Below are 25,789 nucleotides of genomic sequence, written 5' to 3'. Positions count from 1 at the left end.
TCGCCGCACCGTTCGATGATGGGATGTTGAACCACCTCCTTTGAACCGCCCCTGAACTCGACTGTCAGCGACCGTTCATTTTGCGGTCAGCCGAAAAACCGGCTGATTCTACGGTCAGGCGAGAGCCTTAGAGCGGGATATTATCGTGCTTCTTCCAGGGATTCTCGAGCGTCTTATTTCGCAGCATGTTAAGCGCCCGGCAAATCCGCTGTCGTGTGCTCGAGGGCTTGATCACCTCATCGATATAACCACGCTCGGCAGCCACGAATGGATTTGCAAACCGCTTTTCGTAGTCGGCAATCCGCGCAGCGATCTTCTCCGCATTCCCCAATTCAGAGCGATACAGAATTTCGGCAGCGCCTTTCGCACCCATCACGGCAATCTCGGCCGTTGGCCAAGCATAGTTCACATCACCACGAATGTGCTTCGAGCTCATAACATCGTAAGCGCCGCCGTAGGCCTTGCGCGTGATCACGGTAATCTTCGGAACTGTAGCTTCTGCATAGGCAAACAGAAGCTTCGCGCCGTGTTTGATAAGTCCGCCATACTCCTGAGCGGTACCGGGCAGGAAGCCCGGCACATCGACGAACGTAACAATCGGAATATCGAAGCAATCGCAGAAACGCACAAAGCGCGCAGCCTTGCGAGAAGCATCCGAGTCGAGCACGCCAGCCAGAACCATAGGCTGGTTCGCGACGATGCCAACAGTCCGCCCCTCCATGCGCGCGAAGCCAGTCACGATGTTCTTGGCAAATGCTTCTTGGATCTCAAAGAAATCGCCTTCATCAGCGACCTTCGTGATCAGTTCCTTGATGTCGTAAGGAACATTCGGATTGTCGGGAACAAGCGTATCCAGTGAGGGATCAAGCCGCCCAGCCGGGTCCAATGTCGGCAGCTCGGGAACCCCATCCATGTTGTTAGCTGGCAGGAAGTCCAGCAAACGGCGCATCTGCAGAAGTGCCTCAACATCATTGTCATAGGCTCGATCGGCGATGGAAGACTTCGACGTATGTACTTTCGCGCCACCCAATTCTTCCGCGGTAACCGTCTCATTGGTGACGGTCTTCACCACGTCAGGCCCGGTGACGAACATGTAGCTCGTATCCCGGACCATGAAGATGAAATCAGTCATAGCCGGCGAGTAGACATCGCCCCCCGCACACGGCCCCATGATCACGGAAATCTGCGGGATCACACCAGATGCCAGCACGTTGCGCGTGAACACCTCACCGTAACCACCCAGCGCATCGACGCCTTCTTGAATACGTGCACCACCGGCGTCGAATAACCCAATGATCGGCGCGCGATTCTTCAGCGCCATATCCTGGATCTTGGTGATCTTGCGGGCATGCGTTTCCGATAAAGACCCACCGAAGACAGTGAAATCCTTCGCAAAAACATAAACAACGCGACCATTGATCGTCCCCCAGCCGGTGACAACGCCATCACCCGGGAACTTCGTTGCCTCCATGCCGAAATCGCTACAGCGATGTTCGACGAACATATCAAACTCTTCAAAGGAGCCGTCATCCAGCAGAAGCTCAATGCGCTCACGCGCGGTCAGCTTCCCGCGGCCGTGCTGTGCATCGATACGCTTTTGACCACCACCAAGCCGCGCAACCGCGCGTCGCTTCTCGAGCTCCTCGATGACTGCTTTCATGAACGGACCTTTATTGTAACGATTGTTGTAGTTGCAGAAAATGCACAGAGCATCGGCTCAGATACCATGCACCGCAGCAGACGCAAGCGTAACCAGCATAGGCATCTCGCTCCCCGTCAACGAAATTATCCGCTATCGTTGACAAAACCGACAAGCCTGCTGGCCGCTTGGAACTCAGCCCAACGCCGTGCGCGGCGCGCTGACGCATCGCTATCTGCACCCCATTGAGAGATCTGAAAATCCTCATCCACGTGCGCGGCCGCCCACGCTTCTTCCGCTGTTAACAGGCCTTTAGCGTGCGCCAACGCTATCAACGCCGATCCCGTCAACGTCGTCATCACGTGCAGACCAGCGAGCGAAAGCGGATCATAGTCAGAAATAACAGCCGCCACGGCCTCGAGAGCATCGTTCGGCTGAGCGACTGGCATTACGCCCTCGGCGAGCACAAAGCGCGCACCCAAATCCTGATGCGCCCATGTTAATAGGGGTCCCCAGGCACGTGCCTGTAGTGTCACAAGTTCGTTTGGATGCGCCGCCCGATAACAGATCAAATCCGACCCTGCGAATGCTGCGATATCCGCCGCAACGGCAGCCTCCTGCCCCGTGACAGCATCAAGTGCCGTATTCACGAGTTTTGTCATCGGCATGGTTTCAGGATCTATCAGATCCCCCTGCGTGCGCCACTCGTCCGCCATGGCTTCAGCCAACGGCGCATGCGCAACGGCAAGTGGCGCCCTCTTCGGCGTTTTTACAGGCCGGCCGTCGAGCGCGATCTGATAACCATCGCCGTCGCGGATAACCTCCACGTCCTTATAAAAGCGGCGAGGGAGCTTTGCGCCAAGCGGCTCACGACCCGGCGTCTTATTCTCAGGCGGCTTGTCTGGCCGCTCCTCGGTCATGCTGCTGCCTCGTTATCGCGGAATACACGTTCAATCGCTGTCTCCAAGCCGTGAGCGTGCGCGACCACAAGATCCGCCCCTGATGCGATCAACGCCTCCTTGGGATGATAGCCCCACTCCACGCCGATCGCCCCAACGTTCGCACCGAGCGCCATTTCAATGTCGAACGTCGTGTCTCCGATCATAACGGTTTCATCAGGCCCGCTATCGGCTTCGGACATAGCCTTGAAGATCATGGAAGGATGGGGCTTCGACGGATGATCGTCCGCGGTTTGAATAGTCATGAAGAGATCCGTCAAACCTTCACGCTCAAATAGCGCTGCAACGCCGCGTCGCGATTTGCCGGTCGCGACGCCAAGCACGACATCTTCGCGAACAGCGAGTGTCTCAATGACACCGCGCATCCCATCAAACATAGGCTCGCTGTGATTAGGATCGCGACGCAGCTCTTGAAAGGACGTCTTATAGGTCTCGGCCAAACCAGCAATTTGCTCCACCCCAGCCTCAGGCGGCAGCAGCCGTTGAATGGCTTCGGCAAGCGATAAGCCAACTACGGACAGCACACTCTCGCGATGCGGTGCGACAAGGCCATGGGTGTAGAATGCGCGGCCCATAGCCGAAACGATAGCATGCTGACTGTCGACGATCGTTCCGTCGCAATCGAAGATTACCAATTTCATGCTTCAATCACTTTCGTTGCCAATGATGCCGCTCGGTTGGCATCGTCGAGATGCGTAACAACAAATCACCGCTCGAACTGCCGTACATCGAGTCCAAGGAGTTCCCAGCTCCGCAGCATATGATCCGGCAGAGGCGCGGTGACATCGATCTTGGTCTTCTCAAACGGGTGCGGGAGCACCAGTCTGCGCGCGTGCAAGTGCAGCTTATTCTCGATGTTCTCGGCGGGCAGGTTCTTGTCGCCGTCGTATTTGTTATCGCCAACGATCGGATGACCGATAAGGGCCATGTGTGCACGCAGCTGATGCTGACGGCCTGTGACCGGCTTCAGTGAAACCCAGGCAGCTTTTTGCCCTACCCGATCAATAACGGAATAATGCGTTGTGGCATGCATGGCCACATCCTGTTCGCCAGGCCGTGCCTTGCGCACCTTGTCACCGTCGGGGCCCGAAGCCTTGACCAGCGCTGCTTCAACCTTACCCTGCACGGGCTTGGGAACGCCATTTACGAGCGCCCAGTATGTTTTCGCTGCGGAACGCGTTTGAAAAATGCGACCCAGCTTGGCTGCTGCGTCCCGATGCTTCGCAATCAGCAACACCCCCGTCGTATCGCGGTCGAGACGATGCACCAATCGGGGCCGGTCTCCGAACCGATCCACCATGCCGGCGAGAAGACCATCAATGTGTCGCTTCGTTCCCGTCCCACCCTGGACGGCAAGCCCGAACGGCTTGTTGAGCAAGACCACGTGATCATCCTCGAACAGAATCATCCCCTCAATGAGATCGCGATCAGCCTTTGACAGCCCAGGTGGCGGCTTCACGGATGGCTTGGCGCGCGGAGGTTGACGGACCGCCTTTGGTACCCTGACACGTTCCCCCGCTTCAAGCCGTGCATTCGCCAGAACACGGCGGCTGTCCACGCGCACCTGCCCGGACCGCAACAGCTTCTGAAGGTAGCCGTAGGTCACATCCGGAAAGTGGATCTTGAACCAGCGGTCGAGCCGCAACCCAACTTCGTCCGGGGTCACGGGGATGCTTTCAACGGGGTCGCTCATGTCAAAACCTGGCGGGCAAGTGCGAGCCCAGCATACAAAGCTAAAATCGATAAGCCCACGGAACTGGCAACGTAAACGCCCGCAAGCAAGCTTTCCTTCCGGCTCATCAGCGTTACGAAATCGAGAGAGAACGCGGAAAACGTCGTGAAACCACCGAGGACACCGGTGGCAAACAACGTGCGCAATTCCAGCGATGCCTGAAATTTGAGCGCCAAGGATTCTATGAGCACCCCCATCAGGAATGAACCCACAACGTTGACGCAGAGTGTGGCCCACGGAAACATCGCGTTAATACCGACGAAGCGGGTTACACCCACGCCAACAAGGTATCTGGCCCCTGCGCCAAAGGCTCCGCCGGCGCAGGCATATAACAACAGTTTCATCGCAAATTTCCCAGGCCGGTAACGGCAGAATTACCCACAGGCCTATAGCATTGACCGCCCCGGGATACCCAGGCCTGTCGGCAAAAAGAATAAACCTGGGGTGAGAAGCGCGTTAAGCCGGTTCGTCGCGGCCTTCAATTTTGGCCCCCACGACCCACCCAATCGCAAAGCCGATCAGCAACGCGATGAAGTTGCCCCCCATAAAGAGGGCATCGTGTGCGTTGGATACCTGATCCGGGCTCTCGAAGGCAAATTTACCGACAACCCAGGAAGCAATGGGGGAGCTAATTGTCATGGTTGCCGCAAATGCCGCGGCGCCACCGAAAATAATCGCCAACAGATACCGCATTACAGCCTCCCCTGCATTGTTTTGGCAGAACGGATATCCATCATTGCCGCACCGCTACTTCACTTCCCAGAACCAGATTTGACCTGCATCTGCGTAATTCGAGTAGTAACCGAGCCAGGAAAACCATTCCATCAACCATTTAGCGCTCGAACGATAGCCGTTCCAAACGTCGATATGGTCGCCGGTCGGACGGCCAGGTGCATCCGACGAGCGGTGCCAATAATCCTGGATGAAGATAACGCCAGTACGCCCAAAAAGCGTCGGATAAAACTGCGCAGCATCGGCTCCGACGATCTTCTGGACGGGTGCAAAACCCGGCAGATTCGCGGAATTGATAGCGTGGGCAAGCTGACTGGCGTTGATATAGTGCATCTCTTCGCGCGGGTGCGCATTGCAAGTCGTCACACGTCCAAGTTGGTCCGGTGTAACACCGGCACGCTTCAACGCAACGCTCATGCGGATCGCACATTGATTTGCGTAAACCGGAAAACCCGGAAGAATTGTCTTGCCCTCAAGATTGACGAGCTGCTTATCGGCAATACAGGGCGCCGTAATGCTCTCGTTAAACGGATGCCCGCGCCACAGATTTTTGAACTCGACCGTCAACGCACCACTCCGTTCTCAATCCAAGCTGCCGATAATCTGCACCATGTCACAAAGGACAAAAACGCGCCTGCAGCATGGCAATATTGCAAGCTTTCCGTGAACGTCCAAAGACGAACGCAAAAGCCAATCTGAAAAGCGGCCCCGCAAAACACCCGGATCGGACTATACTGCCCCTTTCGTTCCGACGAAAGCATCTGATCGGCAACGCTTTTCCCACCAGCCAGGGAGTCTCGGAATGGCTCGAACAGGAACGAAGTCTGCGATCGTCTGCCTCACGCTTTTTGTTGGAGCCGCCAACGCCACAGCGGACATGGACATCGTATCCAAAGCTCGGATGGCAGCCGTCGAAGGCGACCACGTAACCTGCGCAAAGCTGGCGGATGAAGCCCGAAAACGCCCCGGCGCCGATGGACGAATTCACCATCTCTACGCCACGTGTCAGGCGTTCGCTGCCGATATCAAACACTCAAAGCTCTCAAAAGAGGAATACGTTGCGGAAATTCAAAAAGCTATCGATGCATATCAGCTTCTGCTGCGCACCCCCGGCCTTCTTCCCCACATCGAAGAGCGCGCATCCGTAGAATTTGTGATTGAGCAATTGCAGAAGCGGATCAACGCGCCGTAGTTAGGAAGCCTCAAGCACTGCCGCCACGTTTCTTCCGAAGACCTTCCCAATAGGAGAGCCGCTTACGCAGATCACGCTCAAACCCACGCTCGGGCGGATCATAAAATTTCGGCCGTTGCCCCATCTCATCGGGAAAGTAATTCTGTCCGGAAAAGCCATCAGGTGCATCGTGGTCGTACTCATAACCTGAGCCGTAACCTTCGTCCTCCATTAGCTTCGTAGGAGCATTGAGGATGACCTTTGGCGGACTGAGCGAACCATGCGCCTTAGCCGCCCGCATCGCCGCCTTGTAGGCCACGTAGGCACCATTGGACTTCGGTGCAGTCGCCAAATAAATCGTCGCCTGCGCCAATGCGAGTTCACCTTCCGGAGAACCAAGAAAATCAAAGGTGTCCTTCGCTGCGATAGCTTGAACCACCGCCTGGGGATCGGCCAATCCAATGTCTTCAACGGCCATACGCACAAGCCGGCGGGCGATGAACAACCGATCCTCGCCGCCATCCAACATCCGGCATAGCCAATAAAGCGCGGCATCAGGGTCGGAGCCGCGAACGGACTTATGCAAAGCCGATATCAGGTTGTAATGACCATCCCGCCCCTTGTCGTAGAGCGGCGCGCGACGCTGCACGAGACGAACGAGCCCCTCGCGATCAACATCTTCTTGCCCCTCGGCGACAGAAGCAAAAACCTCCTCGGCCAGATTGATGATGCTTCGCCCGTCACCATCAGCCATAGCGCGCAGAGCTTCCCGACCCGACTCCGCAAGCGGCAGACGCCGCCCGACCTCAGCCTCCGCCCGCTGTAAAAGCGCCTCCAAAGCCTCATCAGAAAGCCGTTCGAACACCAAAACAACCGCACGTGACAGGACAGCGGCATTCAGTTCGAAGGAAGGGTTTTCCGTCGTGGCACCAACAAGCGTGATTGTCCCATCCTCCATATGTGGGAGGAAAGAGTCCTGCTGTGCCCGGTTGAAACGGTGGATCTCGTCGATGAACAGCAACGTCCCTTGACCGGCTGCCCGCCGCGCCTTCGCGCGATCGAAAGCCTTGCGCAGGTCCTGCACGCCGGAAAAAATCGCTGAAAGCTGCTCGAACTCAAGCTTCGTTTCATTGGCCAGCAAGCGCGCAACCGTAGTCTTCCCACAGCCGGGCGGTCCCCACAGGATCATGCTGGATATACGCCCAGAGCGCAGCATGCGCGTCAGCGTCCCGTCCGGTCCGACGAGTTGATCCTGTCCGATAACTTCATCGAGTTTCTTGGGCCGCAACCGATCGGCAAGCGGACGCGGCGCTCCACTCTCTAGCCCCGCCGCTTCAAAAAGGTTCGTCACGATCCGTTACCCCGGCACCCGAAGCTCAAGTTGTCGTCCGCCACGCTTGATCGACATCTGCCACTCGACGGGTCGCTGCGCCAAAGCTGCATCCAGATCCTTCAGATTATGCACGGGCGTGCCCCCCACATCGAGGATCACATCACCCCGCCGGAACCCCAACCTTGCGGAAATTGACATACGTGCAATCCCAACAACCACCACCCCATCGGCATCGTCGAGATGCAGCTCATCTCCAATCGCTGGACCGATATTCGCGACCCGAGCCCCATCCAACGGATGCTCGCCGGAAAGATTGCGGAAATCACTCGCCTTCGGCTCCGGGATAGAGACCAGATCGACCGAGACGGTCTTAGGCTCGCCCTTTCGCATGACCATCAAGGTGACCGAGTTGCCCACGCCTTTCGTCGTCAGGCGGTAATTGACGCTTCGGGCATCCCCGACCTGAAAACCATCAACGCTGGTGATGACATCACCAGGTTCCAAACCCGCTTGGGCAGCCGGGCCATCGTTATAGATACGCATCACGACCGCACCCGAAATACGGCTCAGATCAAGGGCCGACGCAATCTCACGAGACATATCTTCAAGACGCGCACCGATCCATGGACGTTCGATTTTGCGGCCCTTTACAGCGCTATCGACGTAAAGCCGCACAAGGTTTGAAGGGATAGCAAACCCAATCCCATCAGACCCGCCAGACCGCGTAAAGATCGCGGTGTTGATGCCAACCAAACGGCCGGACATATCGACAAGAGCGCCGCCTGAGTTACCTGGATTAATAGCGGCATCCGTCTGAATGAAGACGGCATCAGAAGCCATCTGCGATCGAGACAAGGCAGACACGATACCGCTGGTCACGGTCTGCCCGATACCGAAGGGGTTGCCGATTGCCAGAACGAGATCACCGACCTCCACCGCATCGGAATCCTCAAACTGCATGTAAGGAAAATCAGTCTCATCGCTTTCGATCTTCAAGACGGTGATATCGGTCTTGTCGTCCTGCATTAGAACCCGCGCATCAAATTCGCGCTGATCGCTCAATGCGACGCGGATTTCTGTCTCACCGCGCGCTTTGACAACATGTGTATTCGTTACGATTACGCCATCCGGACTTACGATGACGCCGGAGCCCAACGAAGACTGCATCCGTTCGCGTGAAGGTCCTGCGTCATCGCCAAAAAACCTCCGGAACAATGGATGCCCCGCGAACGGCGATGAAAACGACCGAACACGCGTCGAAACATAGACGTTGACCACGGCAGGCGTCGCTGTCTTCACGATTGGCGCGTAGGAATACTTCACGGCTTCCCGAGACGGTGGAACCACGCGCTCCTGCGGCTCGGACTGCACCACGGAACGATTCTGAGCCCCAAGCGGTGTAGAACCTGGCCGCCAATCAAAAGCGCCGGCAACCGCCAGAAGCCCTCCAAGGAGGGCTACGCTCACAAATAGGATTGCAAATCGTCTCATAGCGTTTTGCCTGTCGGTCTCGCGATCATCCGTTAAAAGACACAAACCATCATCGCTGTTTGCACCATAGATAGGCTACCAAGTCATCCACCGGAAGCATCGCGGCATTCTGCCCGGTAGCGTCAGTTTCCAATCGCTAAACACAAACGCCCCGAGCTGTGAGCTCGGGGCGTTCGCAATATCGAGGCTGGAAGGAATCTGCGGCACTCTCGACGGTGTCGCCCCACCAGTTTTAAGCGTTCGCTTCAGCCTGCTCTTCGAGCATTGCCTCGTGGCGTTCGCGATCTTCGCGGCCTTTGACCGACTCATCGCGATCGACGAGTTCAATCACGGCCCGCGGCGCGCTGTCCCCGTAACGGAACCCAGCCTTAAGAACGCGCGTATAGCCACCATTACGGTCCTTGTAACGGTCTGCCAGGACATCGAACAGCTTCTTGACCATATCGTCGTCACGCAGACGCGACGCGGCGATGCGGCGCGAGTTTAAATCACCGCGCTTAGCGAGCGTGATGTACTTGTCCATCACCCGCTTCAGGTCTTTAGCCTTCGGCAGCGTCGTGATGATCTGCTCGTGCTTGATGAGAGCTGCGGCCATGTTGGAGAACATTGCCTGACGATGACCGCTATCGCGCGAAAAACGGCGGCCAAGCTTCTTGTGTCGCATCGTGTATTTTCCCTTACGTTGGTTGCGTCGAGAACGGGTTGATCCCGTCGTGACTTGGGAGGTTCTGCGGCCTCGCCTTGTTGGAGTATTTGTCGGTGGGTGACCCGCGTCAGCGACACGGATCACCCCCCACAAAGCAGTGACTTAGTATTGATCCTCGAAGCGCTTTGCCAGCTCGTCGATGTTATCCGGCGGCCAGTTCGGCACTTCCATACCGAGATGCAGGCCCATGGAGGCCAGCACTTCTTTGATCTCGTTGAGCGACTTGCGGCCGAAGTTCGGCGTGCGCAGCATTTCCGCTTCAGTCTTCTGAATGAGATCGCCGATGTAGACGATGTTGTCGTTCTTCAAGCAGTTGGCAGAACGCACGCTGAGCTCCAGCTCGTCCACCTTCTTGAGAAGCGCCGCATTGAACGACAGCTCCGGATGACGCTGCTCTTCCTGTGGCTTCTTCGGCTCTTCGAAGTTGATGAAGACAGCCAACTGATCCTGCAGGATGCGCGCGGCAAGTGCGACCGCATCTTCTGGAGAAATCGAGCCATCGGTCTCAACCGTCATCGTCAACTTATCGTAGTCGAGGATCTGGCCTTCGCGGGTATGCTCGACTTTGTACGAGACCTTCTTCACCGGGCTGTAGAGGCTGTCGACCGGGATCAGACCGATCGGCGCGTCTTCCGGCCGATTGCGCTCAGCCGCGACGTAGCCCTTGCCGATGTCAGCCGTTAGCTCCATGCGCACCGAAGCGCCTTGGTCAAGGTGGCAGATAATATGTTCGGGGTTGAGGATCTCGACCTCAGAGCTGACCTCGATATCACCAGCGCGTGCCGGGCCTGGGCCGTCCTTCTTCAAGACCATCCGCTTTGGACCCTCAGAGTGGACCTTCAGCGAGATTTCCTTGATGTTCAGAATGATATTCGTCACGTCCTCACGAACGCCGGGGATCGACGAGAACTCGTGCAGCACGCCGTCGATCTGCACAGTCCGGATGGCTGCACCCTGCAGCGAGGACAACAGCACGCGCCGTAGCGCGTTGCCGAGCGTCATGCCGAAGCCGCGCTCCAAAGGTTCGGCAACGATCGTCGCAACACGCGTGCGATCACGTCCGGCGACAACATCGAGCTTTGCGGGCTTGATTAAGTTTTGCCAATTCTTCTGCAACAATTGGGTGGTCACGATCAGCCTCGTTCGGTTAGTTCGGAAGATCGCCTGGCGACGGGCAGCTTCCGGTATCAAAATCATTTATCCGGCCGCGCACGCGACCCGCGAGCCGCGCCGCACCCAGATGAAAAAAGGCTGGCACGCTCCAAGGCGCGTTAAACGCGGCGACGCTTCCGCGGCCGGCAGCCGTTGTGCGGAATTGGTGTCACGTCACGGATCGCCGTGATCTGGAAACCAACCGACTGCAACGCACGCAGCGCCGATTCACGACCCGAACCCGGACCGCAAACTTCAACCTCAAGCGTCTTCATTCCATGATCCTGAGCCTTGCGGCCAGCATCTTCAGCAGCCATCTGGGCGGCAAACGGCGTAGATTTACGCGAGCCTTTGAAACCCATCATGCCCGAAGACGACCAGGAAATCGTGTTGCCCTGAGCGTCCGTGATGGTGATCATCGTATTGTTGAACGATGCGTTGACGTGTGCCACGCCCGACGAGATGTTCTTTTTCTCGCGGCGGCGCACTTTGCCGCGCTGCTGCTCTTTCGCCATTTGGTTTTAAGTCTCCGTTCCCGCGCGCGGCGGTCCTATGCGATGCGTAGTCTGAGGCACAAGAAGACACCGGATAAAGCATGGCCCAAAGGCCGCGTCCGGCATCTTAAAGCGCGTTACTTCTTCTTGCCTGCGATCGGCTTGGCCGGCCCCTTACGGGTGCGCGCGTTGGTGTGCGTCCGCTGGCCGTTCACGGGTAGACCGCGACGGTGGCGCAGACCGCGATAGCAACCGAGATCCATCAGGCGCTTGATATTCATTGCGACTTCACGACGCAGATCACCTTCGACGATGAAGTCGCGGTCAATCGTCTCGCGGATCTGAAGTACTTCCGCGTCAGTCAGCTGATTCACCCGCCGTTCGGCCGGGATACCAACCTTCGTGCAGATGTCGCTCGCCATCTTCGGGCCGATACCGTGAATATACTGAAGTGCGATAAGCACACGTTTCTGCGTTGGGATATTCACGCCAGCGATACGTGCCACGTCTGTCTCCTAGAACCATCGATGAGCGGAAACCAAGCAAACCAGCCACCAAGGCTGGGCACGATCCCGCTGATTTTGTTATCAAAAAACGCAACCACCTGCCCTGCGGCACCCTCTCCGCCGGACAAGTTACGGCTCGTTGCGTCAGAAAATCGCGTTGTTGTAGCTGAGCATGCCCGGTTCGTCAATATTTGCCCTTGACAAGCCTGGACACCCGCAACGCTACCCCAACACCTCGTCGATCTGCCGAGTGACCTCTTCGATCGGCGCCATTCCATCCACACTGTGAAGCTTACCCTTCGCGAAATAGAAGCCGATAAGCGGCGCCGTCTCACGATAATAAGCCATTAACCGGTTGCGCACGGTTTCAGCGTTGTCGTCCGCACGGCGTGTGAATTCCGTACTTCCACAAACGTCACAAACGCCCTCAACCTTGGGCTTCTTGTTCCGATCATGATATCCAGCGCCGCACTTCGCACAGGTGTAACGCCCGGATACCCGGTCCACCAGCACCTCGTCGTCTACTTTGATCTCGATGACCACGTCGAGAGACTTGCCCTTCTGTGCGAGCAATTCTTCGAGCGCAGCCGCCTGCTTTAACGTACGCGGAAAGCCGTCAAGGATAAAACCGTCCTTGCAATCCGGCTGATCAATCCGCTCAGCAATAATGCCAATCACGATATCGTCGGATACGAGCTGCCCCGCGTCCATAACCGCCTTGGCTTTCTTGCCGATGTCAGTACCTGCCTTCACGGCCGCCCGCAGCATGTCACCCGTCGAAAGCTGAACAAGCCCACGCTTAGAGACTAACTCCTGCGCTTGGGTCCCTTTGCCCGCGCCCGGCGGTCCCAGCAGGATCAGATTCATCGCCGCCCCCCCCTGCGCGTTGTCGGCGACGCACCTTTGAGTTTCGCCTTTTTTATCAAGCCTTCGTATTGGTGCGCCAGCAGATGGCTCTGGATTTGCGCAACCGTGTCCATAGTCACGCTCACCGCAATCAGCAACGACGTACCACCAAGAACCGCAGCGAAGGTCTGCGGAACGGCCGCATACGAAATCATGATCTCAGGCAACAAACAAACGGCAGCGAGGTAAAGGGCACCAACAACCGTAATGCGTGTCAGAACGTAGTCGATATATTCCGCCGTCTTGGCGCCAGGCCGGATGCCGGGAATATAGCCACCGTACTTACGCAGGTTGTCGGCCGTTTCCTGCGGATTGAACACGACCGCAGTGTAGAAGAACGCGAAGAAAATAATGAGCGCGGCATAGATCAACGTATGCAGCGGTTGGCCGTAGCCCAACGCTGACACGATAACGCGCAGCCATTCAGAACCTTCGCCACCCTGACCCGTGGTGAACTGAGCCGCCGTGATCGGCAACAAAAGTAGCGACGAGGCAAAAATCGGCGGAATAACACCGGCAGAGTTTAATTTCAGCGGCAGGTGCGAGGAATTGCCCTGCATCATTTTGTTGCCCACTTGGCGCTTCGGATACTGGATCAAAAGCCGCCGCTGAGCACGCTCAACGAACACGATCGCCAGCACAACAAATGCCATCAACAACAACAGTACAAACAGCATGAAGAGCGAAAGCGAGCCAGTACGCGAAAGCTCAAAAAGCCCCGCCAGCGCCGACGGCATACCCGCGACGATGCCAGCGAAAATGATCAACGAAATACCGTTGCCGATCCCACGTTGCGTAACCTGTTCGCCGAGCCACATCAGGAACATTGTGCCGCCGACAAGCGTAATGACGGTCGTCACCCTGAAGAACCAACCAGGGTCAGTCACCACTGACCCAGCAGCCGATGACGTACCCTCAAGTCCCACAGCAATTCCGTAGGCCTGGAAGGTTGCCAAAATCAGCGTCAGATAACGCGTGTATTGGTTGATCTGCTTACGGCCCTGCTCGCCCTCTTTCTTCAGCGCTTCCAGCTTTGGGTTCACGCTGGTCATCAGCTGCATAATGATCGAGGCGGAGATGTACGGCATAATATTGAGCGCGAAAATCGCCATGCGCTCCACCGCACCACCCGCAAACGTATTGAACAGCCCCAGAATGCCGCCGGAGGCCTGATTGAACGTTTCGGCGAAAGCGACAGGGTTGATACCCGGAATAGGAATGAACGTTCCGAAGCGATAGACGATCAGCGCTCCCAACGTGAACCAGATGCGGTTCTTGAGATCTGTCGCCTTCGAAAAGGCCGAAAGGTTGATGTTGGAGGCAAGCTGCTCCGCAGCGGATACCATAGCTGATGTGTCTCCCGACCCGGGCGCAGCTCCCGATCCTGCGACGAATGCTTCGCCGTGCGAGACTGCACCGCTTTCATTGAGCGTTAGAGCGCGACTCTCCACGGCGACGACGCGGAGACCGGGTCCAAATGTCCCCGGCGAACGGCCCCAAAAGTAGTCGCCTCCTCAACGCAGCTCGCGCCCCGAAGGACGCGCGCTCTATGATCTGGCCATTCCCCAGCTCCATGACAACCTTTTCAAAGTCGCCATATAACGAACAGAGGTGGCATTCCCTCCTTCAGGCAGAGCGCGCTGCAATCAGCCCTTTGCCTTCTTCTTAGCTGCAGACTTTTCGGCCTTCTCGACGTCTGCAGCCAGGATTTTCTTTTCGATCAGCGTAATGCTACCACCAGCCTTCTCGACGGCAGCCTTGGCAGATGCTGTCGCGTGATCGACCGTCAGCTTTACAGCCGCAGTCAGTTCCCCACTGCCGAGCAGACGAACACCGTCTTTAGGACGACGCAGAACGCCGGCTGCAACCAACGCAGAGACGTCAATCGTCTGAGCTTTGTCGAGCTTGCCCGCATCAATAGCGGTCTGCAGCACTCCGAGGCTCACCTCGTTGAAATCCTTACGGCGCCACTTGCTGAAGCCGCGCTTCGGCAAACGCCGGTAAAGCGGCATCTGACCGCCTTCAAAGCCACCGATCGCAACACCCGTACGGGAATGCTGACCCTTGTGGCCGCGTCCACCCATCTTGCCGACGCCGGAACCGATGCCGCGGCCGACGCGCACGCGCGTTTTACGCGCGCCAGGATTATCTTTGATCTCGTTAAGCCGCATGAGTCTACAAAGCCTCTTCGTCAATTCTTTCAGTGGGGCGCCTTAGGCCTTCTCGTCAACGATACGCACCAAGTGGCGTACGCTGTTGATCATGCCACGCACAGACGGCGTATCTTCAAGAGTTCTACGGCGGTGCAGCTTATTGAGGCCAAGCCCCTTGAGCGTCTTCGTCTGCACTTCGGGGCGGCGGATTGCACTGCGCACCTGTTCGACCGTGATCGTTTTCTTCTCAGCCATTTCGTTTCAACCTCAGCGGTCCAACCGGGACGACAGTATGCCCGTTGATTCAACCTAGTGGATGAACGGTAGCGCGAACCGCCAGGCCGCGCCTTCGCTCTAAATAACTTAGCCTTCTACCGCTGCTTCCGAAGCGGACGAACCGTCGCGGCGGCGGGCCACGATATCCGAAACCTTGAGGCCACGACGTGCGGCCACGGTCCGGGGATTTTCCTGATGCTTCAGGGCATCGAAGGTTGCACGAATAACGTTGTAAGGGTTCGTTGAACCCAACGACTTCGCAACAACGTCCTGCACGCCAAGCATTTCGAACACAGCGCGCATTGCACCACCGGCGATGATACCCGTGCCCGGAGGCGCCGAGCGTAGCACAACCTTACCGGAGCCGTGACGGCCTTGGCTGTCGTGGTGCAACGTGCGTGCATCACGCAGCGGGATGCGGACCAACGAGCGCTTCGCCGATTCCGTAGCCTTACGGATGGCTTCAGGCACTTCGCGAGCCTTGCCGTGGCCATAGCCAACGCGACCTTTCACGTCGCCGACAACAACCAGCGCTGCAAAACCGAAACGCTTACCGCCTTTGACAACCTTGGCCACACGGTTGATGTGAACCAGCTTGTCTGAAAATTCGCTGTCGCGCTCTTCGCGATCGCGGTCCCGGCCGCGGCGGCCTTCAGGAGAACGTGCCACAGTCGTGGTCCTTTCGTTTTAGAAGCTCAGGCCGCCATCACGCGCGGCGTCCGCGAGCGCCTTGACGCGCCCATGAAACAGATACCCACCACGGTCGAAGACAACCTCTTTGACACCAGCAGCAACGGCGCGCTCGGCGACGAGCTTGCCGACAGCCGCTGCTGCGTCCTTGTCTGCACCGGTCTTGATGTTCCCTCGGAGCGCATCGTCCAGCGTCGAAGCCGCGGCAAGCGTACGCCCAGCCGCATCGTCGATAATCTGTGCGTAGATGTTCTTCGACGACCGAAAGACCGACAATCGCGGACGACCGGAGGTACGCGCCTTCAGGGTGCGGCGTACACGCGTCCGACGCTTTTCGAATTTCTTGCTCAGCGACGCCATCGTTCCTGTCCTTATTTCTTCTTACCTTCCTTGCGGAAGATGTATTCGCCCCGATAACGCACACCCTTACCTTGATAAGGCTCCGGCGGACGATAGCGACGGATCTCGGCAGCCACCTGCCCGACGAGCTGCTTGTCAATGCCGCTGACCGTCACGATTTCCTGCTTGGCACCTGCCACCGCGACCTGCACGCCGGCTGGGATCTTGTGCACCACTTCGTGGCTGAAGCCGACGTTGAGTTGCAGATCCTTGCCCTTCATGGCTGCACGGTAGCCGACGCCCTGGATTTCCAGAACTTTCTCGTAGCCTTCCGTAACACCCGTCATGAGGCTGGCAATCCGCGTACGCGACATGCCCCACATAGAGCGAGCGCGTTTGCTATTGTCCTTCGGCGTAACGACGAAGCCGGCATCAGTCTTCTCGACCGTAACCTCGTCAGGAACGGTGAACGCCAATTCGCCCTTAGAGCCTTTGACCTTGACCGTCCGCCCGTCGAGCGCTGCGGTCACGCCAGACGGCACAGGAACAGGCTTCTTTCCGATGCGAGACATGGGTTTGACCTTTTCACCCCGGCAACCACCGGGTCTTTCCAATTAGAATACGTTGCAGAGAATTTCGCCGCCGACGTTCTCTTCACGAGCCCGCACGTCCGACATCACACCCTTGGGAGTGGACAGGATCGAGACACCGAGCCCGTTCGCCACCGTCGGGATATCCCTGACTTGTGAGTACACACGACGGCCTGGCTTAGAAACGCGCTTAATAGTGCGAATCGCCGGCTGGCCATTGAAGTACTTCAATTCGATTTCAAATTCGGGCGTTACACCCTTCTGTTCCACCCGCGTATAACCGCGGATAAATCCTTCCGACGCCAATACGTCGAGCACCCAGCCGCGCAGGTTAGAAGCCGGCGTAGAAACAGTCGGGCGCCGCCGCATCTGAGCGTTACGAATACGGGTCAGCATATCGCCTAGCGGATCGTTCATAGACATCCTGTTTCGGCCCTCCTTACCAGCTCGACTTGACCATGCCGGGGATCTGACCCTGGCTCGCCAATTCACGCAGCTGATTACGGCACATCTTGAGCTTGCGGTAATAGGCCCGCGGACGCCCGGTAATCTCACAACGATTCCGAATACGCGTTGGCGACGCATTCCGAGGCAGTTCTGCCAGTTTGAGACGTGCTGCAAACCGCTCTTCAGCGCCAAGCGTCATGTCTTTCGCGGAAGCCTTCAAGCGCTTACGCTTTTCTGCGTACTGCGCAGCCAGCTTGCGGCGCTTTTCGTTGTGTTGGATCTTGCCGGTCTTTGCCATTCATATCCTCCAAAGGCCTTTCGGGGTGCGCCCGAGGTCCTCTAGCTACGGAAAGGGAAATTGAATTCACGCAGAAGCTCGCGAGCTTCCTCGTCGTTCTTCGCGGAAGTACATACGATCACGTCCATGCCCCAGATCTGATCGACCTTATCGTAGTCGATTTCCGGAAACACGATGTGCTCTTTGAGACCGCAGGCATAGTTGCCACGGCCATCGAAGCTCTTCGGATTGAGACCTCTGAAGTCCTTGATCCGCGGCATTGCGATCGTCACAAACCGATCGAGGAACTCGTACATCCGATCGCCACGGAGCGTGACTTTCGTACCGAGAGCCATACCTTCGCGGACCTTAAACGTCGCGATCGACTTGCGAGCGATCGTGGTCACAGGCTTTTGACCAGCGATCATCGCCAAATCGGAAGAGGCGTTTTCCACCTTCTTACGATCAGCAACGGCTTCGCCGATGCCCATGTTCAACACAATCTTCTCGAGCTTCGGAATCATCATCGGGTTCGCGTAGCCAAACTTCTCCTTCAGCTTCGCGCGCACCACTTCTTCATAATGCTTCTTCAGCCGCGGCTTGTAATCAGCCGGGCGCGGGCTAGCCGGCGCCATATTGGCTGCCGGAGCGGCTTTTGCAGCCTTTCGGCCCTTCTTGGCTTTGTCGTTATCGGCCATGACTTACTTCTTCTCCGGAATTACTTCGCCAGAGCGCTTAGCGATACGCACTTTCGTGCCGTCCTCAAGCACCTTGGTTCCAACCCGCGTCGGCTTCCCGTCACGCGGATCTTCCAAAGCGAGATTCGACAGGTGGATCGCCGCTTCCTTGGAGATGATGCCGCCCTCCTCCTGCGCCGTCTGACGCTGGTGACGGCGCACCATGTTCACTCCGCGCACAAGCGCACGATCTTCATTCGGCCGAACCTCGATCACTTCGCCATGCTTGCCCTTATCGCGGCCAGCAAGCACGATCACGTGGTCACCCTTTTTGATCTTCGCCAACGCCATTTCAAATCACCTCCGGCGCGAGCGACACAATCTTCATGTGATTTTTCGCTCTTAATTCACGCGTAACCGGTCCGAAAATACGGGTACCAACAGGCTCACCCTGCTGATTGATCAACACTGCGGCGTTGCGATCAAAACGGATCAAGGAACCGTCGGCGCGACGAACACCCTTAGCGGTGCGCACAACAACAGCCTTCATCACCTGGCCCTTCTTGACGCGACCTTTGGGGATCGCCTCCTTTACGGACACAACGATGATATCGCCGACCGTTGCGTATTTCCGCTTCGAGCCGCCAAGCACCTTGATGCACTGCACCCGGCGCGCGCCCGAATTGTCGGCGACGTCGAGATTCGTCTCCATCTGGATCATCGCACTTGCTCCTTATCCACCCCGCCCGCTCGCGGCCTTAGAAAATCTTCAATGGCGCGGCGCGGCGCGCACTTCCTTCAATCGCTTCCGGGACCCGCGTCAAATGGCGAGCCCCTTCGCCTAACCTTGCTGTACGAGCACCGACCATCTCTTGTTTTTCGAGATCGGTGCTGTCTCTACGATCTGCACGCGATCTCCAATCTTGAATTGATTGGCCTCGTCATGCGCATGGTACTTCTTCGTCCGGCGAACCGTCTTCTTGAACAGCGGGTGCGTATAGCGGCGCTCGACCTCAACAACCACGGTCTTGTCGTTCTTGTCCGACACCACGACGCCGTGCAGGATTCGCTTAGGCATTTCTTATCTCCTCAGGCGTCTTTACCAGCGCCGGCCGCACGCTTCTCGGTCGCGATCGTCATGACACGCGCGATGTCGCGACGCACTTCCTTAAAGCGCGACGTATTCTCGAGCTGTCCCGAAGCCCTCTGAAAGCGCAGGTTGAACTGCTCCTTCTTGAGCTTGACCAATTGGTCGTCGAGCTGATCGAGCGACATATCCCTGAACTCGGCGGCTTTCATCGTTTCGTCCTCAAGTAATCTCTTTCGTCCCGGCGGGCTTAGCCAATCCGCGACACGACACGCGTCTTAATCGGCAGCTTCTGGGCTCCAAGCTCGAGTGCCTCTCGGGCGATATCGTCCGGCACACCATCAAGCTCGAACATGATCCGACCCGGCTTCACGCGAGCCGCCCAATATTCCAGAGAACCCTTACCCGAACCCATTCGGACTTCGGCGGGTTTTGACGTCACCGGCAGATCTGGAAACACACGGATCCAAACGCGGCCAGCACGCTTCATGTGACGCGTAATTGCCCGTCGTGCGGCCTCAATCTGGCGTGCCGTGATCCGCTCCGGCTCCATCGCCTTCAAGCCGTGCGAGCCGAAGTTCAACGTCGTGCCACCTTTGGCAACGCCGTGAATACGTCCCTTGAACTGCTTGCGGTACTTCGTGCGCTTAGGTTGCAGCATGACCAGTCCTCAAAATATCCCGTTCTTAAGCGTCTGCGCCGCGATCACCGCGCTCACGACGCTGACGGCCGCCACCGCCACCTTCCTGCATATCGACCGCGCGACGCTCAGCAGCCATCGGATCGTGCTCAATGATTTCGCCCTTGAACACCCAAACCTTGATACCGATGATGCCATAAGCGGTCTGCGCTTCGCCGTATCCGAAATCGATGTCGGCGCGCAGCGTGTGCAGCGGCACGCGCCCCTCGCGATACCATTCGGTACGTGCGATTTCCGCGCCACCCAGACGGCCGGCGACGTTGATACGGATACCGAGACCGCCCATCCGCAGCGCAGACTGCACCGCCCGCTTCATCGCACGGCGGAACGCCACACGGCGCTCTAGCTGCTGCGCAATGTTCTCAGCAATCAACGTCGCATCGATCTCAGGCTTGCGCACTTCGAGGACGTTGAGATGGACCTCACTGGTGGTCAGGCGCGAAAGCTCACCACGCAGCTTGTCGATGTCAGACCCCTTCTTGCCGATTAGCACACCCGGACGCGCCGTATGCACTGTAACGCGGCACTTCTTGTGTGGGCGTTCGATCACGACCTTAGAGATACCAGCCTGGCGCTGCTGCTTCATGATGTGCTCGCGGATAGCCATATCCTCGTGCAGCAACCTTCCATACTCAGCGCCGCCGGCAAACCAACGGCTGTCCCAGGTGCGATTAATGCCGACGCGCAGGCCGATCGGATTGACCTTCTGACCCATTATTCGGCCTCCTTGGCCTGTACGGCGTCCGCAGCCTTGGACCGCTTACGCCCCTTGGACTTCTTTTCTTCGTCTTCAGCCACTTCGCGCACCACCACGGTGATCTGCGAAAACGGCTTATGCACCATCGATGCGCGACCACGACCGCGGGCATGGAAGCGCTTCATGACAAGGTTCTTGCCAACGTAGGCTTCCGCCACCACGAGCTGATCGATGCTCAGCTGATGGTTGTTTTCAGCGTTAGCAACCGCGCTCATAACGCACTTGCGTACGTCCTGAGCGATGCGCTTGCGAGAGAACTCGAGGTCAGCCAACGCGGCGTCGACCTTCTTGCCACGGATAAGTCCCGCGACGAGGTTAAGCTTCTGCGGCGAAACTCTTAAGTTGCGCGCAACCGCCTTCGCCTCATTCTCTGGCAGGCTGCGCTCTCGGCTAGGCTTACCCATTATCGTCTCGCCTTCTTGTCTCCGCCGTGCCCCGGGAAGTTACGCGTGGGCGCGAACTCGCCGAACTTGTGACCGATCATGTCCTCGGTCACGTTCACGGGAATATGCTTCTGCCCGTTGTAGACGCCGAAGGTCAGGCCGACGAACTGCGGCAGGATCGTCGAACGACGGGTCCAGATCTTGATGATCTCATTGCGCCCCGAGGAGCGCACCTTATCGGCCTTCTTCAGAAGGTATCCGTCAATAAACGGACCTTTCCAGACTGAGCGTGCCACCGCGTCTATCTCCTTCGTGCGCCGCTGCGGCGCTTACTTCTTCTTCAGGTGACGGCTGCGGACAATGAATTTGTCCGTTGCCTTGTTCTTACGCGTCTTCGCACCCTTCGTAGGCTTGCCCCAAGGCGTAGCCCAGTGCTTGCCGCCGTTCGTACGACCGCCGTTCGGGTGATCGATCGGGTTCATGGTGATACCGCGAACCGTTGGGCGCGTGCCCTTCCAGCGCGTGCGGCCCGCTTTACCGTCTACAGTGTTAGCGTGATCCGAGTTCGAAACCGCACCAACGCTCGCCATGCAGTCAGCATGAACGCGGCGTGTTTCGCCCGAGTTGAGCTTTAAGATAGCCCAACCGGAGTCGCGACCGACCAACTGAACGAAAGCGCCAGCCGAACGAGCGATCTGACCGCCATGGCCAGGCTTCAGTTCGACGTTGTGCACGATCGTCCCAATCGGCATGCCCGACAATGGCATCGCATTGCCCGGCTTAACGTCAGCCGTCTCAGCCGCAACAACCGTGTCGCCAGCATTCAGACGCTGCGGCGCCAGGATGTAGCTCAGTTCACCGTCCTCATACTTGATGAGCGCGATAAACGCCGTGCGGTTCGGATCGTACTCCAGCCGCTCGACAACGGCCGGCACGTTGAATTTGCGCCGCTTGAAGTCAATCTTGCGGTAGGTCTGCTTGTGACCGCCGCCGATGTGACGGGTCGTAATACGCCCGTGCGTGTTACGACCGCCAGTCTTCTTCTTGCCCTCGGTCAGCATCTTGACCGGAGCACCCTTCCAAAGGTTGCTGCGGCTTACGATAACGAGCTGACGCAAACCGGGCGAAGTCGGTCGGAATGTCTTAAGTGCCATAGGTCCCGATCTCCTTAAAGCCCGGTCGTCACGTCGATGGACTGGCCGTCCTCAAGCGTAACGATGGCCTTCTTGGTATCGCTGAGAACTCCTGTCCGGCCGCGAAAGACTTTCTTTTTGCCCTTGCGCACGAACGTGTTCACAGCTTTCACTTTTACGCCGAAGAGCGTTTCAACGGCAGCTTTGATGTCAGGCTTGTTCGCGGTCTTAGCGACGTTGAAGACAACCTGATTGGCTTCCGAAAGGAGCGTCGCCTTCTCGGTGATGACCGGCGACAGAATGATGTCGTAGGCCTTGAGCTTCATCATTGGCTCGTCTCCCCGGACGCCTTGCCATTGAAGCGCTCTTCCAGAGCTTCAACGGCGGCCTTGGTCAGGACTAGTTTCTTGCGCCGCAAGATGTCGTAAACGTTGATCCCCTGCACCGGCAGTACGTCGATGTTGGGAATGTTACGTGCAGCACGCGCAAACGCGGCATCGACCACAGCGCCGTCGATGATGAGCGCATTTGCCCAGTCCAACTTCGCCAACTGCGCCTTGAGCACGCCCGTCTTGCCGTCGCTTTGAGCCTTGTCGAGAACTATGATCTCGCCGGCCTTCGCTTTAGCAGACAGCGCATGACGCAGCGCCAGCGCGCGAACCTTCTTCGGCAACGCAATCGCATGACTACGTGGCTTCGGTCCGAACGCCTTACCACCGCCGCGCCACTGCGGGACGGCCTTATCACCGTGACGGGCACCACCGGTACCCTTCTGGCGATACACCTTCTTGCCCGTAACGTTCACTTCCGAACGATCCTGAGCATGATGCGTGCCAGCCATACGCTTCAGCAACTGATAGCGGACCATGCGCTGCAACAGATCCTGACGCGGCTCGAGGCCGTAGATCTGCTCTGCGAGTTCGACGGTACCGGCGCTGGCCGCGTCGAGAGTCGTCACATCGGCTTTCATCACTGATGCTCCTTCCCAGCTGCGGCTTCACCATTGTCGCGCGCCTTGAACGCGCCGGGCTTCGGCGCATCCTTTGGCAGCTGCTTCTTCACGGCATCACGGATCAAAACCCAGCCACCCTTGTGACCAGGAACCGCGCCACGAACCATTACAAGGCCGCGATCGATATCAGTGCGCACGACAACCAAGTTTTGCGTTGTCACACGCTCGGACCCGAGGTGCCCGGCCATCTTCTTGCCCTTGAACACCTTACCAGGATCCTGGCGTTGACCGGTCGAACCATGGCTACGATGCGTGATCGAGACACCGTGCGAAGCCCGGAGGCCGCCGAAGTTCCAGCGCTTCATCGCGCCCTGGAAACCCTTACCGATTGAGGTGCCCGTAATGTCGACGAACTGCCCTGGAACGAAGTGATCAGCGGTGATTTCCGCGCCGACTTCGATGAGGTTGTCAGGAGACACACGAAACTCAGCCATCTTGCGCTTAGGCTCAACCTTAGCGACAGCGAAATTGCCCCGTTCGGCCTTCGTCACGCGCGATGGTTTGCGCGTACCAGCTCCCAGTTGAAGAGCCGTGTATCCATTCTTGTCGTCAGTACGGTGCGCGAGCACTTGGCAGTTTTCGAGCCGCAACACCGTGACAGGGATATGCTCCCCGTTGTCGGTGAAGATGCGGGTCATTCCCACCTTCTGTGCGATCACTCCGGAACGCATGTCAGCATTCCTTCCCTAATTGCTTAACGGTCTTACAAGAGGATTTGTATTGCCCCTGCAGAGGACCACCTCGAACTTCGCGAAAGTCGTCTTACAACTTGATCTCGACGTCGACGCCGGCGGCCAAGTCGAGCTTCATGAGAGCGTCCACCGTCTGTGGCGTCGGATCTACGATATCCAGCAGACGCTTATGCGTACGCATCTCGAACTGCTCCCGGCTCTTCTTATCGATGTGCGGAGACCGGTTCACTGTGAAGCGCTCAATCCGCGTGGGTAACGGGATGGGCCCGCGCACCTCAGCGCCTGTGCGTTTCGCGGTGTTCACGATCTCTCGCGTCGAAGCATCCAATATTCGATGATCGAACGCTTTGAGCCGGATGCGAATATTCTGGCCGTTCATGTTTCTTGCCTATCCACCGATGGCCGGATTTGCCCTTGCCGACAGCGAGAAATCCACTGTCTTGGCTATTGAGACTGGCTTCCGGACGCGATGTCCCTCTCTTCACTAAATCCAAAAACACCCGGCCCACTGGCCCCATTTTGGCGGCCTGTTAAGGGGCCACCAAAACGGATGCGATCATTATTCGACGATCGCGGCAACAACACCCGCGCCGACCGTACGGCCGCCTTCACGGATCGCGAAGCGAAGCTTCTCTTCCATCGCGATCGGAGTGATCAGCTCAACGTCCATCGACACGTTGTCGCCAGGCATAACCATTTCCGTGCCTTCTGGAAGCGTGACGACACCCGTCACGTCCGTCGTACGGAAGTAAAACTGAGGACGATAGTTCGTGAAGAACGGCGTGTGACGGCCGCCTTCTTCCTTCGTCAGGATGTATGCCTCAGCCTTGAACTTCTTGTGTGGCTTGATCGAGCCCGGCTTGCAAAGAACCTGCCCGCGCTCAACGTCCTCACGACCGATACCACGAAGAAGAGCGCCAACGTTGTCGCCAGCCTCGCCCTGATCCAGAAGCTTCCGGAACATTTCAACGCCCGTGACAGTCGTCTTCGTCGTATCACGGATGCCGACGATCTCGACTTCCTCACCGACCTTAACAATGCCACGCTCAATACGGCCCGTAACAACCGTACCGCGGCCAGAAATCGAGAATACGTCTTCGATCGGCATCAGGAACGGCTGATCCTTCGGACGGTCCGGCGTCGGGATGTATTCATCAACCGTCTGCATCAGAGCCAGGATCGCGTCGTGGCCGAGCTTCGCATCACCGTCTTCCAGAGCAACCAGAGCCGAGCCCTTCGTGATCGGGATGTCGTCGCCAGGGAACTCGTAAGACGACAGAAGCTCGCGCACTTCCATCTCAACGAGCTCAAGAAGCTCTTCATCGTCGACCATGTCGCACTTGTTCAGGAACACGACAAGGGCAGGAACGCCGACCTGACGGGCCAGAAGGATGTGCTCGCGCGTCTGTGGCATCGGGCCGTCAGCAGCCGAAACGACCAGAATCGCGCCGTCCATCTGCGCCGCACCCGTGATCATGTTCTTCACGTAGTCCGCGTGACCTGGGCAATCAACGTGCGCGTAGTGACGGTTCGCCGTCTCATACTCAACGTGCGACGTCGAAATCGTGATGCCCCGAGCCTTCTCTTCCGGTGCACGGTCAATCTGGTCGTAAGCTGAAAACGTTGCCCCACCCGTCTCAGCCAATACCTTCGTGATCGCTGCCGTCAGAGACGTCTTTCCGTGGTCAACGTGACCGATCGTGCCGATGTTTACGTGCGGCTTCGTCCGCTCGAATTTCGCCTTGGCCATTGCTC

General features: G+C 57.6%; 37 protein-coding genes and 1 pseudogene. 1 reads left to right on the top strand and 37 read right to left on the bottom strand.

What is annotated here, in order from left to right; genetic code table 11:
• Positions 1–127: 127 nt before the first annotated feature.
• From BLS30_RS17685 to BLS30_RS17655, 7 genes are all read right to left on the bottom strand, one after another.
• Positions 128–1,660 (bottom strand): acyl-CoA carboxylase subunit beta, encoded by a 1,533-nt coding sequence (locus BLS30_RS17685; RefSeq protein WP_046476262.1) that lies wholly within the window; start codon positions 1,658–1,660, stop codon positions 128–130.
• 125 nt (positions 1,661–1,785) lie between these two features.
• On the bottom strand, positions 1,786–2,559 hold the full coding sequence (locus BLS30_RS17680; RefSeq protein WP_046476259.1) for an ATP12 family chaperone protein: 774 nt from the start codon (positions 2,557–2,559) through the stop codon (positions 1,786–1,788).
• Entirely contained in the window at positions 2,556–3,239 is a 684-nt protein-coding gene (locus tag BLS30_RS17675) for an HAD-IA family hydrolase (protein WP_046476256.1), read from the bottom strand. Before BLS30_RS17675 ends, BLS30_RS17680 begins: the two co-directional genes overlap by 4 nt.
• Positions 3,240–3,304: 65 nt before the next feature.
• Positions 3,305–4,291: an RluA family pseudouridine synthase gene (locus BLS30_RS17670; RefSeq protein ID WP_046476252.1), complete on the bottom strand. Its 987-nt coding sequence runs from the start codon at positions 4,289–4,291 to the stop codon at positions 3,305–3,307.
• A complete protein-coding gene (gene crcB, locus BLS30_RS17665; RefSeq protein WP_046476248.1) occupies positions 4,288–4,674 on the bottom strand; it encodes a fluoride efflux transporter CrcB in 387 nt (128 codons plus the stop codon). Before crcB ends, BLS30_RS17670 begins: the two co-directional genes overlap by 4 nt.
• A gap of 112 nt (positions 4,675–4,786) precedes the next feature.
• Positions 4,787–5,023, bottom strand: coding sequence for a hypothetical protein (locus BLS30_RS17660; RefSeq protein ID WP_046476242.1), 237 nt, complete (start codon positions 5,021–5,023; stop codon positions 4,787–4,789).
• A gap of 54 nt (positions 5,024–5,077) precedes the next feature.
• Positions 5,078–5,629 carry a T6SS effector amidase Tae4 family protein gene (locus tag BLS30_RS17655; protein ID WP_052743620.1) on the bottom strand — a complete coding sequence of 184 codons (552 nt, stop codon included), beginning with the start codon at positions 5,627–5,629 and terminating at the stop codon, positions 5,078–5,080.
• 235 nt (positions 5,630–5,864) lie between these two features.
• On the opposite strand from BLS30_RS17655, the gene BLS30_RS17650 reads away from it, so the two are divergent.
• On the top strand, positions 5,865–6,254 hold the full coding sequence (locus tag BLS30_RS17650) for a hypothetical protein (RefSeq protein ID WP_090230777.1): 390 nt from the start codon (positions 5,865–5,867) through the stop codon (positions 6,252–6,254).
• 10 nt (positions 6,255–6,264) lie between these two features.
• Here the strand turns inward: BLS30_RS17650 and BLS30_RS17645 are convergent, their stop codons facing one another.
• The 30 genes and pseudogenes from BLS30_RS17645 to tuf form a co-directional block, all read right to left on the bottom strand.
• The gene (locus BLS30_RS17645; protein WP_090230775.1) at positions 6,265–7,584 is read right to left on the bottom strand and encodes a replication-associated recombination protein A; all 1,320 of its coding nucleotides are present in this window, start codon (positions 7,582–7,584) and stop codon (positions 6,265–6,267) included.
• Positions 7,585–7,590: 6 nt separating this feature from the next.
• Positions 7,591–9,057, bottom strand: a complete 1,467-nt coding sequence (locus tag BLS30_RS17640; protein WP_090230772.1) for a Do family serine endopeptidase — start codon at positions 9,055–9,057, stop codon at positions 7,591–7,593.
• 232 nt (positions 9,058–9,289) lie between these two features.
• Positions 9,290–9,721: a 50S ribosomal protein L17 gene (gene rplQ / locus BLS30_RS17635; protein ID WP_046476228.1), complete on the bottom strand. Its 432-nt coding sequence runs from the start codon at positions 9,719–9,721 to the stop codon at positions 9,290–9,292.
• 144 nt (positions 9,722–9,865) lie between these two features.
• A complete protein-coding gene (locus BLS30_RS17630; RefSeq protein WP_046479824.1) occupies positions 9,866–10,882 on the bottom strand; it encodes a DNA-directed RNA polymerase subunit alpha in 1,017 nt (338 codons plus the stop codon).
• Between the two features lie 152 nt (positions 10,883–11,034).
• The gene (gene rpsK, locus BLS30_RS17625; protein WP_046476223.1) at positions 11,035–11,430 is read right to left on the bottom strand and encodes a 30S ribosomal protein S11; all 396 of its coding nucleotides are present in this window, start codon (positions 11,428–11,430) and stop codon (positions 11,035–11,037) included.
• A 116-nt stretch (positions 11,431–11,546) separates the two neighbouring features.
• Positions 11,547–11,915, bottom strand: coding sequence for a 30S ribosomal protein S13 (gene rpsM, locus BLS30_RS17620; protein WP_046476218.1), 369 nt, complete (start codon positions 11,913–11,915; stop codon positions 11,547–11,549).
• A 222-nt stretch (positions 11,916–12,137) separates the two neighbouring features.
• Complete coding sequence (locus BLS30_RS17615; protein WP_046476215.1) at positions 12,138–12,782, bottom strand: adenylate kinase; 645 nt, start codon at positions 12,780–12,782, stop codon at positions 12,138–12,140.
• A complete protein-coding gene (gene secY / locus BLS30_RS17610; protein WP_046476211.1) occupies positions 12,779–14,167 on the bottom strand; it encodes a preprotein translocase subunit SecY in 1,389 nt (462 codons plus the stop codon). Before secY ends, BLS30_RS17615 begins: the two co-directional genes overlap by 4 nt.
• Positions 14,168–14,467: 300 nt before the next feature.
• Positions 14,468–14,992: a 50S ribosomal protein L15 gene (gene rplO, locus BLS30_RS17605; RefSeq protein WP_090230770.1), complete on the bottom strand. Its 525-nt coding sequence runs from the start codon at positions 14,990–14,992 to the stop codon at positions 14,468–14,470.
• Between the two features lie 42 nt (positions 14,993–15,034).
• A complete protein-coding gene (rpmD, locus tag BLS30_RS17600; RefSeq protein ID WP_046476204.1) occupies positions 15,035–15,229 on the bottom strand; it encodes a 50S ribosomal protein L30 in 195 nt (64 codons plus the stop codon).
• A 108-nt stretch (positions 15,230–15,337) separates the two neighbouring features.
• A complete protein-coding gene (gene rpsE, locus BLS30_RS17595; RefSeq protein ID WP_046476200.1) occupies positions 15,338–15,919 on the bottom strand; it encodes a 30S ribosomal protein S5 in 582 nt (193 codons plus the stop codon).
• A gap of 18 nt (positions 15,920–15,937) precedes the next feature.
• Positions 15,938–16,300 carry a 50S ribosomal protein L18 gene (gene rplR / locus BLS30_RS17590; protein WP_046476196.1) on the bottom strand — a complete coding sequence of 121 codons (363 nt, stop codon included), beginning with the start codon at positions 16,298–16,300 and terminating at the stop codon, positions 15,938–15,940.
• A gap of 11 nt (positions 16,301–16,311) precedes the next feature.
• Entirely contained in the window at positions 16,312–16,851 is a 540-nt protein-coding gene (gene rplF / locus BLS30_RS17585; protein ID WP_046476193.1) for a 50S ribosomal protein L6, read from the bottom strand.
• 42 nt (positions 16,852–16,893) lie between these two features.
• Positions 16,894–17,292, bottom strand: a complete 399-nt coding sequence (gene rpsH, locus BLS30_RS17580) for a 30S ribosomal protein S8 (protein ID WP_046476189.1) — start codon at positions 17,290–17,292, stop codon at positions 16,894–16,896.
• 16 nt (positions 17,293–17,308) lie between these two features.
• Entirely contained in the window at positions 17,309–17,614 is a 306-nt protein-coding gene (gene rpsN / locus BLS30_RS17575) for a 30S ribosomal protein S14 (RefSeq protein ID WP_046476186.1), read from the bottom strand.
• 41 nt (positions 17,615–17,655) lie between these two features.
• A complete protein-coding gene (gene rplE / locus BLS30_RS17570; RefSeq protein WP_046479823.1) occupies positions 17,656–18,228 on the bottom strand; it encodes a 50S ribosomal protein L5 in 573 nt (190 codons plus the stop codon).
• 66 nt (positions 18,229–18,294) lie between these two features.
• Positions 18,295–18,621 (bottom strand): 50S ribosomal protein L24, encoded by a 327-nt coding sequence (rplX, locus tag BLS30_RS17565; protein WP_046476182.1) that lies wholly within the window; start codon positions 18,619–18,621, stop codon positions 18,295–18,297.
• Between the two features lies 1 nt (position 18,622).
• Entirely contained in the window at positions 18,623–18,991 is a 369-nt protein-coding gene (gene rplN, locus BLS30_RS17560; RefSeq protein WP_046476177.1) for a 50S ribosomal protein L14, read from the bottom strand.
• 120 nt (positions 18,992–19,111) lie between these two features.
• The gene (gene rpsQ / locus BLS30_RS17555; RefSeq protein ID WP_046476174.1) at positions 19,112–19,348 is read right to left on the bottom strand and encodes a 30S ribosomal protein S17; all 237 of its coding nucleotides are present in this window, start codon (positions 19,346–19,348) and stop codon (positions 19,112–19,114) included.
• 11 nt (positions 19,349–19,359) lie between these two features.
• Positions 19,360–19,569, bottom strand: coding sequence for a 50S ribosomal protein L29 (gene rpmC, locus BLS30_RS17550; protein ID WP_046476170.1), 210 nt, complete (start codon positions 19,567–19,569; stop codon positions 19,360–19,362).
• A gap of 38 nt (positions 19,570–19,607) precedes the next feature.
• On the bottom strand, positions 19,608–20,018 hold the full coding sequence (rplP, locus tag BLS30_RS17545) for a 50S ribosomal protein L16 (RefSeq protein WP_046476165.1): 411 nt from the start codon (positions 20,016–20,018) through the stop codon (positions 19,608–19,610).
• 25 nt (positions 20,019–20,043) lie between these two features.
• A complete protein-coding gene (rpsC, locus tag BLS30_RS17540; protein WP_046476158.1) occupies positions 20,044–20,772 on the bottom strand; it encodes a 30S ribosomal protein S3 in 729 nt (242 codons plus the stop codon).
• Between the two features lie 80 nt (positions 20,773–20,852).
• Positions 20,853–21,218, bottom strand: a pseudogene (gene rplV / locus BLS30_RS17535) (50S ribosomal protein L22); the annotation flags it as partial.
• A complete protein-coding gene (gene rpsS / locus BLS30_RS17530; protein WP_046476146.1) occupies positions 21,218–21,493 on the bottom strand; it encodes a 30S ribosomal protein S19 in 276 nt (91 codons plus the stop codon). The gene rpsS and the pseudogene rplV, both read right to left, overlap by 1 nt.
• Positions 21,494–21,526: 33 nt before the next feature.
• Entirely contained in the window at positions 21,527–22,351 is an 825-nt protein-coding gene (rplB, locus tag BLS30_RS17525) for a 50S ribosomal protein L2 (protein WP_046476141.1), read from the bottom strand.
• 14 nt (positions 22,352–22,365) lie between these two features.
• Positions 22,366–22,659, bottom strand: coding sequence for a 50S ribosomal protein L23 (locus BLS30_RS17520; RefSeq protein ID WP_046476138.1), 294 nt, complete (start codon positions 22,657–22,659; stop codon positions 22,366–22,368).
• The gene (rplD, locus tag BLS30_RS17515) at positions 22,656–23,300 is read right to left on the bottom strand and encodes a 50S ribosomal protein L4 (RefSeq protein WP_046476135.1); all 645 of its coding nucleotides are present in this window, start codon (positions 23,298–23,300) and stop codon (positions 22,656–22,658) included. The genes BLS30_RS17520 and rplD overlap by 4 nt, the downstream gene beginning before the upstream one ends.
• Positions 23,300–24,013: a 50S ribosomal protein L3 gene (rplC, locus tag BLS30_RS17510; RefSeq protein WP_046476132.1), complete on the bottom strand. Its 714-nt coding sequence runs from the start codon at positions 24,011–24,013 to the stop codon at positions 23,300–23,302. Before rplC ends, rplD begins: the two co-directional genes overlap by 1 nt.
• A 91-nt stretch (positions 24,014–24,104) precedes the next feature.
• Positions 24,105–24,413 (bottom strand): 30S ribosomal protein S10, encoded by a 309-nt coding sequence (rpsJ, locus tag BLS30_RS17505; protein WP_046476129.1) that lies wholly within the window; start codon positions 24,411–24,413, stop codon positions 24,105–24,107.
• Positions 24,414–24,593: 180 nt separating this feature from the next.
• Positions 24,594–25,784: an elongation factor Tu gene (tuf, locus tag BLS30_RS17500; RefSeq protein WP_046476126.1), complete on the bottom strand. Its 1,191-nt coding sequence runs from the start codon at positions 25,782–25,784 to the stop codon at positions 24,594–24,596.
• Positions 25,785–25,789 lie beyond the last annotated feature (5 nt).

Source organism: Filomicrobium insigne, from assembly GCF_900104305.1.
Classification (GTDB): Bacteria; Pseudomonadota; Alphaproteobacteria; order Rhizobiales; family Hyphomicrobiaceae; genus Filomicrobium; species Filomicrobium insigne.
Note: the sequence above shows the minus strand (reverse complement) of the source record. Positions and strands in the feature narration are given on the sequence as shown.

Bases quoted from the DNA above. Each gene is read 5' to 3' on its own strand.
- BLS30_RS17685 (WP_046476262.1), bottom strand. From the start codon at position 1,660: ATGAAAGCAGTCATCGAGGAGCTCGAGAAGCGACGCGCGGTTGCGCGG.
- BLS30_RS17680 (WP_046476259.1), bottom strand. From the start codon at position 2,559: ATGACCGAGGAGCGGCCAGACAAGCCGCCTGAGAATAAGACGCCGGGT.
- BLS30_RS17675 (WP_046476256.1), bottom strand. From the start codon at position 3,239: ATGAAATTGGTAATCTTCGATTGCGACGGAACGATCGTCGACAGTCAG.
- BLS30_RS17670 (WP_046476252.1), bottom strand. From the start codon at position 4,291: ATGAGCGACCCCGTTGAAAGCATCCCCGTGACCCCGGACGAAGTTGGG.
- crcB (WP_046476248.1), bottom strand. From the start codon at position 4,674: ATGAAACTGTTGTTATATGCCTGCGCCGGCGGAGCCTTTGGCGCAGGG.
- BLS30_RS17660 (WP_046476242.1), bottom strand. From the start codon at position 5,023: ATGCGGTATCTGTTGGCGATTATTTTCGGTGGCGCCGCGGCATTTGCG.
- BLS30_RS17650 (WP_090230777.1), top strand. From the start codon at position 5,865: ATGGCTCGAACAGGAACGAAGTCTGCGATCGTCTGCCTCACGCTTTTT.
- BLS30_RS17640 (WP_090230772.1), bottom strand. From the start codon at position 9,057: ATGAGACGATTTGCAATCCTATTTGTGAGCGTAGCCCTCCTTGGAGGG.
- rplQ (WP_046476228.1), bottom strand. From the start codon at position 9,721: ATGCGACACAAGAAGCTTGGCCGCCGTTTTTCGCGCGATAGCGGTCAT.
- rpsK (WP_046476223.1), bottom strand. From the start codon at position 11,430: ATGGCGAAAGAGCAGCAGCGCGGCAAAGTGCGCCGCCGCGAGAAAAAG.
- BLS30_RS17615 (WP_046476215.1), bottom strand. From the start codon at position 12,782: ATGAATCTGATCCTGCTGGGACCGCCGGGCGCGGGCAAAGGGACCCAA.
- secY (WP_046476211.1), bottom strand. From the start codon at position 14,167: ATGGTATCCGCTGCGGAGCAGCTTGCCTCCAACATCAACCTTTCGGCC.
- rplO (WP_090230770.1), bottom strand. From the start codon at position 14,992: ATGCGGCTTAACGAGATCAAAGATAATCCTGGCGCGCGTAAAACGCGC.
- rpmD (WP_046476204.1), bottom strand. From the start codon at position 15,229: ATGGCTGAGAAGAAAACGATCACGGTCGAACAGGTGCGCAGTGCAATC.
- rplR (WP_046476196.1), bottom strand. From the start codon at position 16,300: ATGGCGTCGCTGAGCAAGAAATTCGAAAAGCGTCGGACGCGTGTACGC.
- rplF (WP_046476193.1), bottom strand. From the start codon at position 16,851: ATGTCTCGCATCGGAAAGAAGCCTGTTCCTGTGCCGTCTGGCGTGACC.
- rpsH (WP_046476189.1), bottom strand. From the start codon at position 17,292: ATGTCTATGAACGATCCGCTAGGCGATATGCTGACCCGTATTCGTAAC.
- rpsN (WP_046476186.1), bottom strand. From the start codon at position 17,614: ATGGCAAAGACCGGCAAGATCCAACACAACGAAAAGCGCCGCAAGCTG.
- rplE (WP_046479823.1), bottom strand. From the start codon at position 18,228: ATGGCGCCGGCTAGCCCGCGCCCGGCTGATTACAAGCCGCGGCTGAAG.
- rplX (WP_046476182.1), bottom strand. From the start codon at position 18,621: ATGGCGTTGGCGAAGATCAAAAAGGGTGACCACGTGATCGTGCTTGCT.
- rplN (WP_046476177.1), bottom strand. From the start codon at position 18,991: ATGATCCAGATGGAGACGAATCTCGACGTCGCCGACAATTCGGGCGCG.
- rpsQ (WP_046476174.1), bottom strand. From the start codon at position 19,348: ATGCCTAAGCGAATCCTGCACGGCGTCGTGGTGTCGGACAAGAACGAC.
- rpmC (WP_046476170.1), bottom strand. From the start codon at position 19,569: ATGAAAGCCGCCGAGTTCAGGGATATGTCGCTCGATCAGCTCGACGAC.
- rplP (WP_046476165.1), bottom strand. From the start codon at position 20,018: ATGCTGCAACCTAAGCGCACGAAGTACCGCAAGCAGTTCAAGGGACGT.
- rpsC (WP_046476158.1), bottom strand. From the start codon at position 20,772: ATGGGTCAGAAGGTCAATCCGATCGGCCTGCGCGTCGGCATTAATCGC.
- rplB (WP_046476141.1), bottom strand. From the start codon at position 22,351: ATGGCACTTAAGACATTCCGACCGACTTCGCCCGGTTTGCGTCAGCTC.
- BLS30_RS17520 (WP_046476138.1), bottom strand. From the start codon at position 22,659: ATGATGAAGCTCAAGGCCTACGACATCATTCTGTCGCCGGTCATCACC.
- rplD (WP_046476135.1), bottom strand. From the start codon at position 23,300: ATGAAAGCCGATGTGACGACTCTCGACGCGGCCAGCGCCGGTACCGTC.
- rplC (WP_046476132.1), bottom strand. From the start codon at position 24,013: ATGCGTTCCGGAGTGATCGCACAGAAGGTGGGAATGACCCGCATCTTC.
- rpsJ (WP_046476129.1), bottom strand. From the start codon at position 24,413: ATGAACGGCCAGAATATTCGCATCCGGCTCAAAGCGTTCGATCATCGA.
- tuf (WP_046476126.1), bottom strand. From the start codon at position 25,784: ATGGCCAAGGCGAAATTCGAGCGGACGAAGCCGCACGTAAACATCGGC.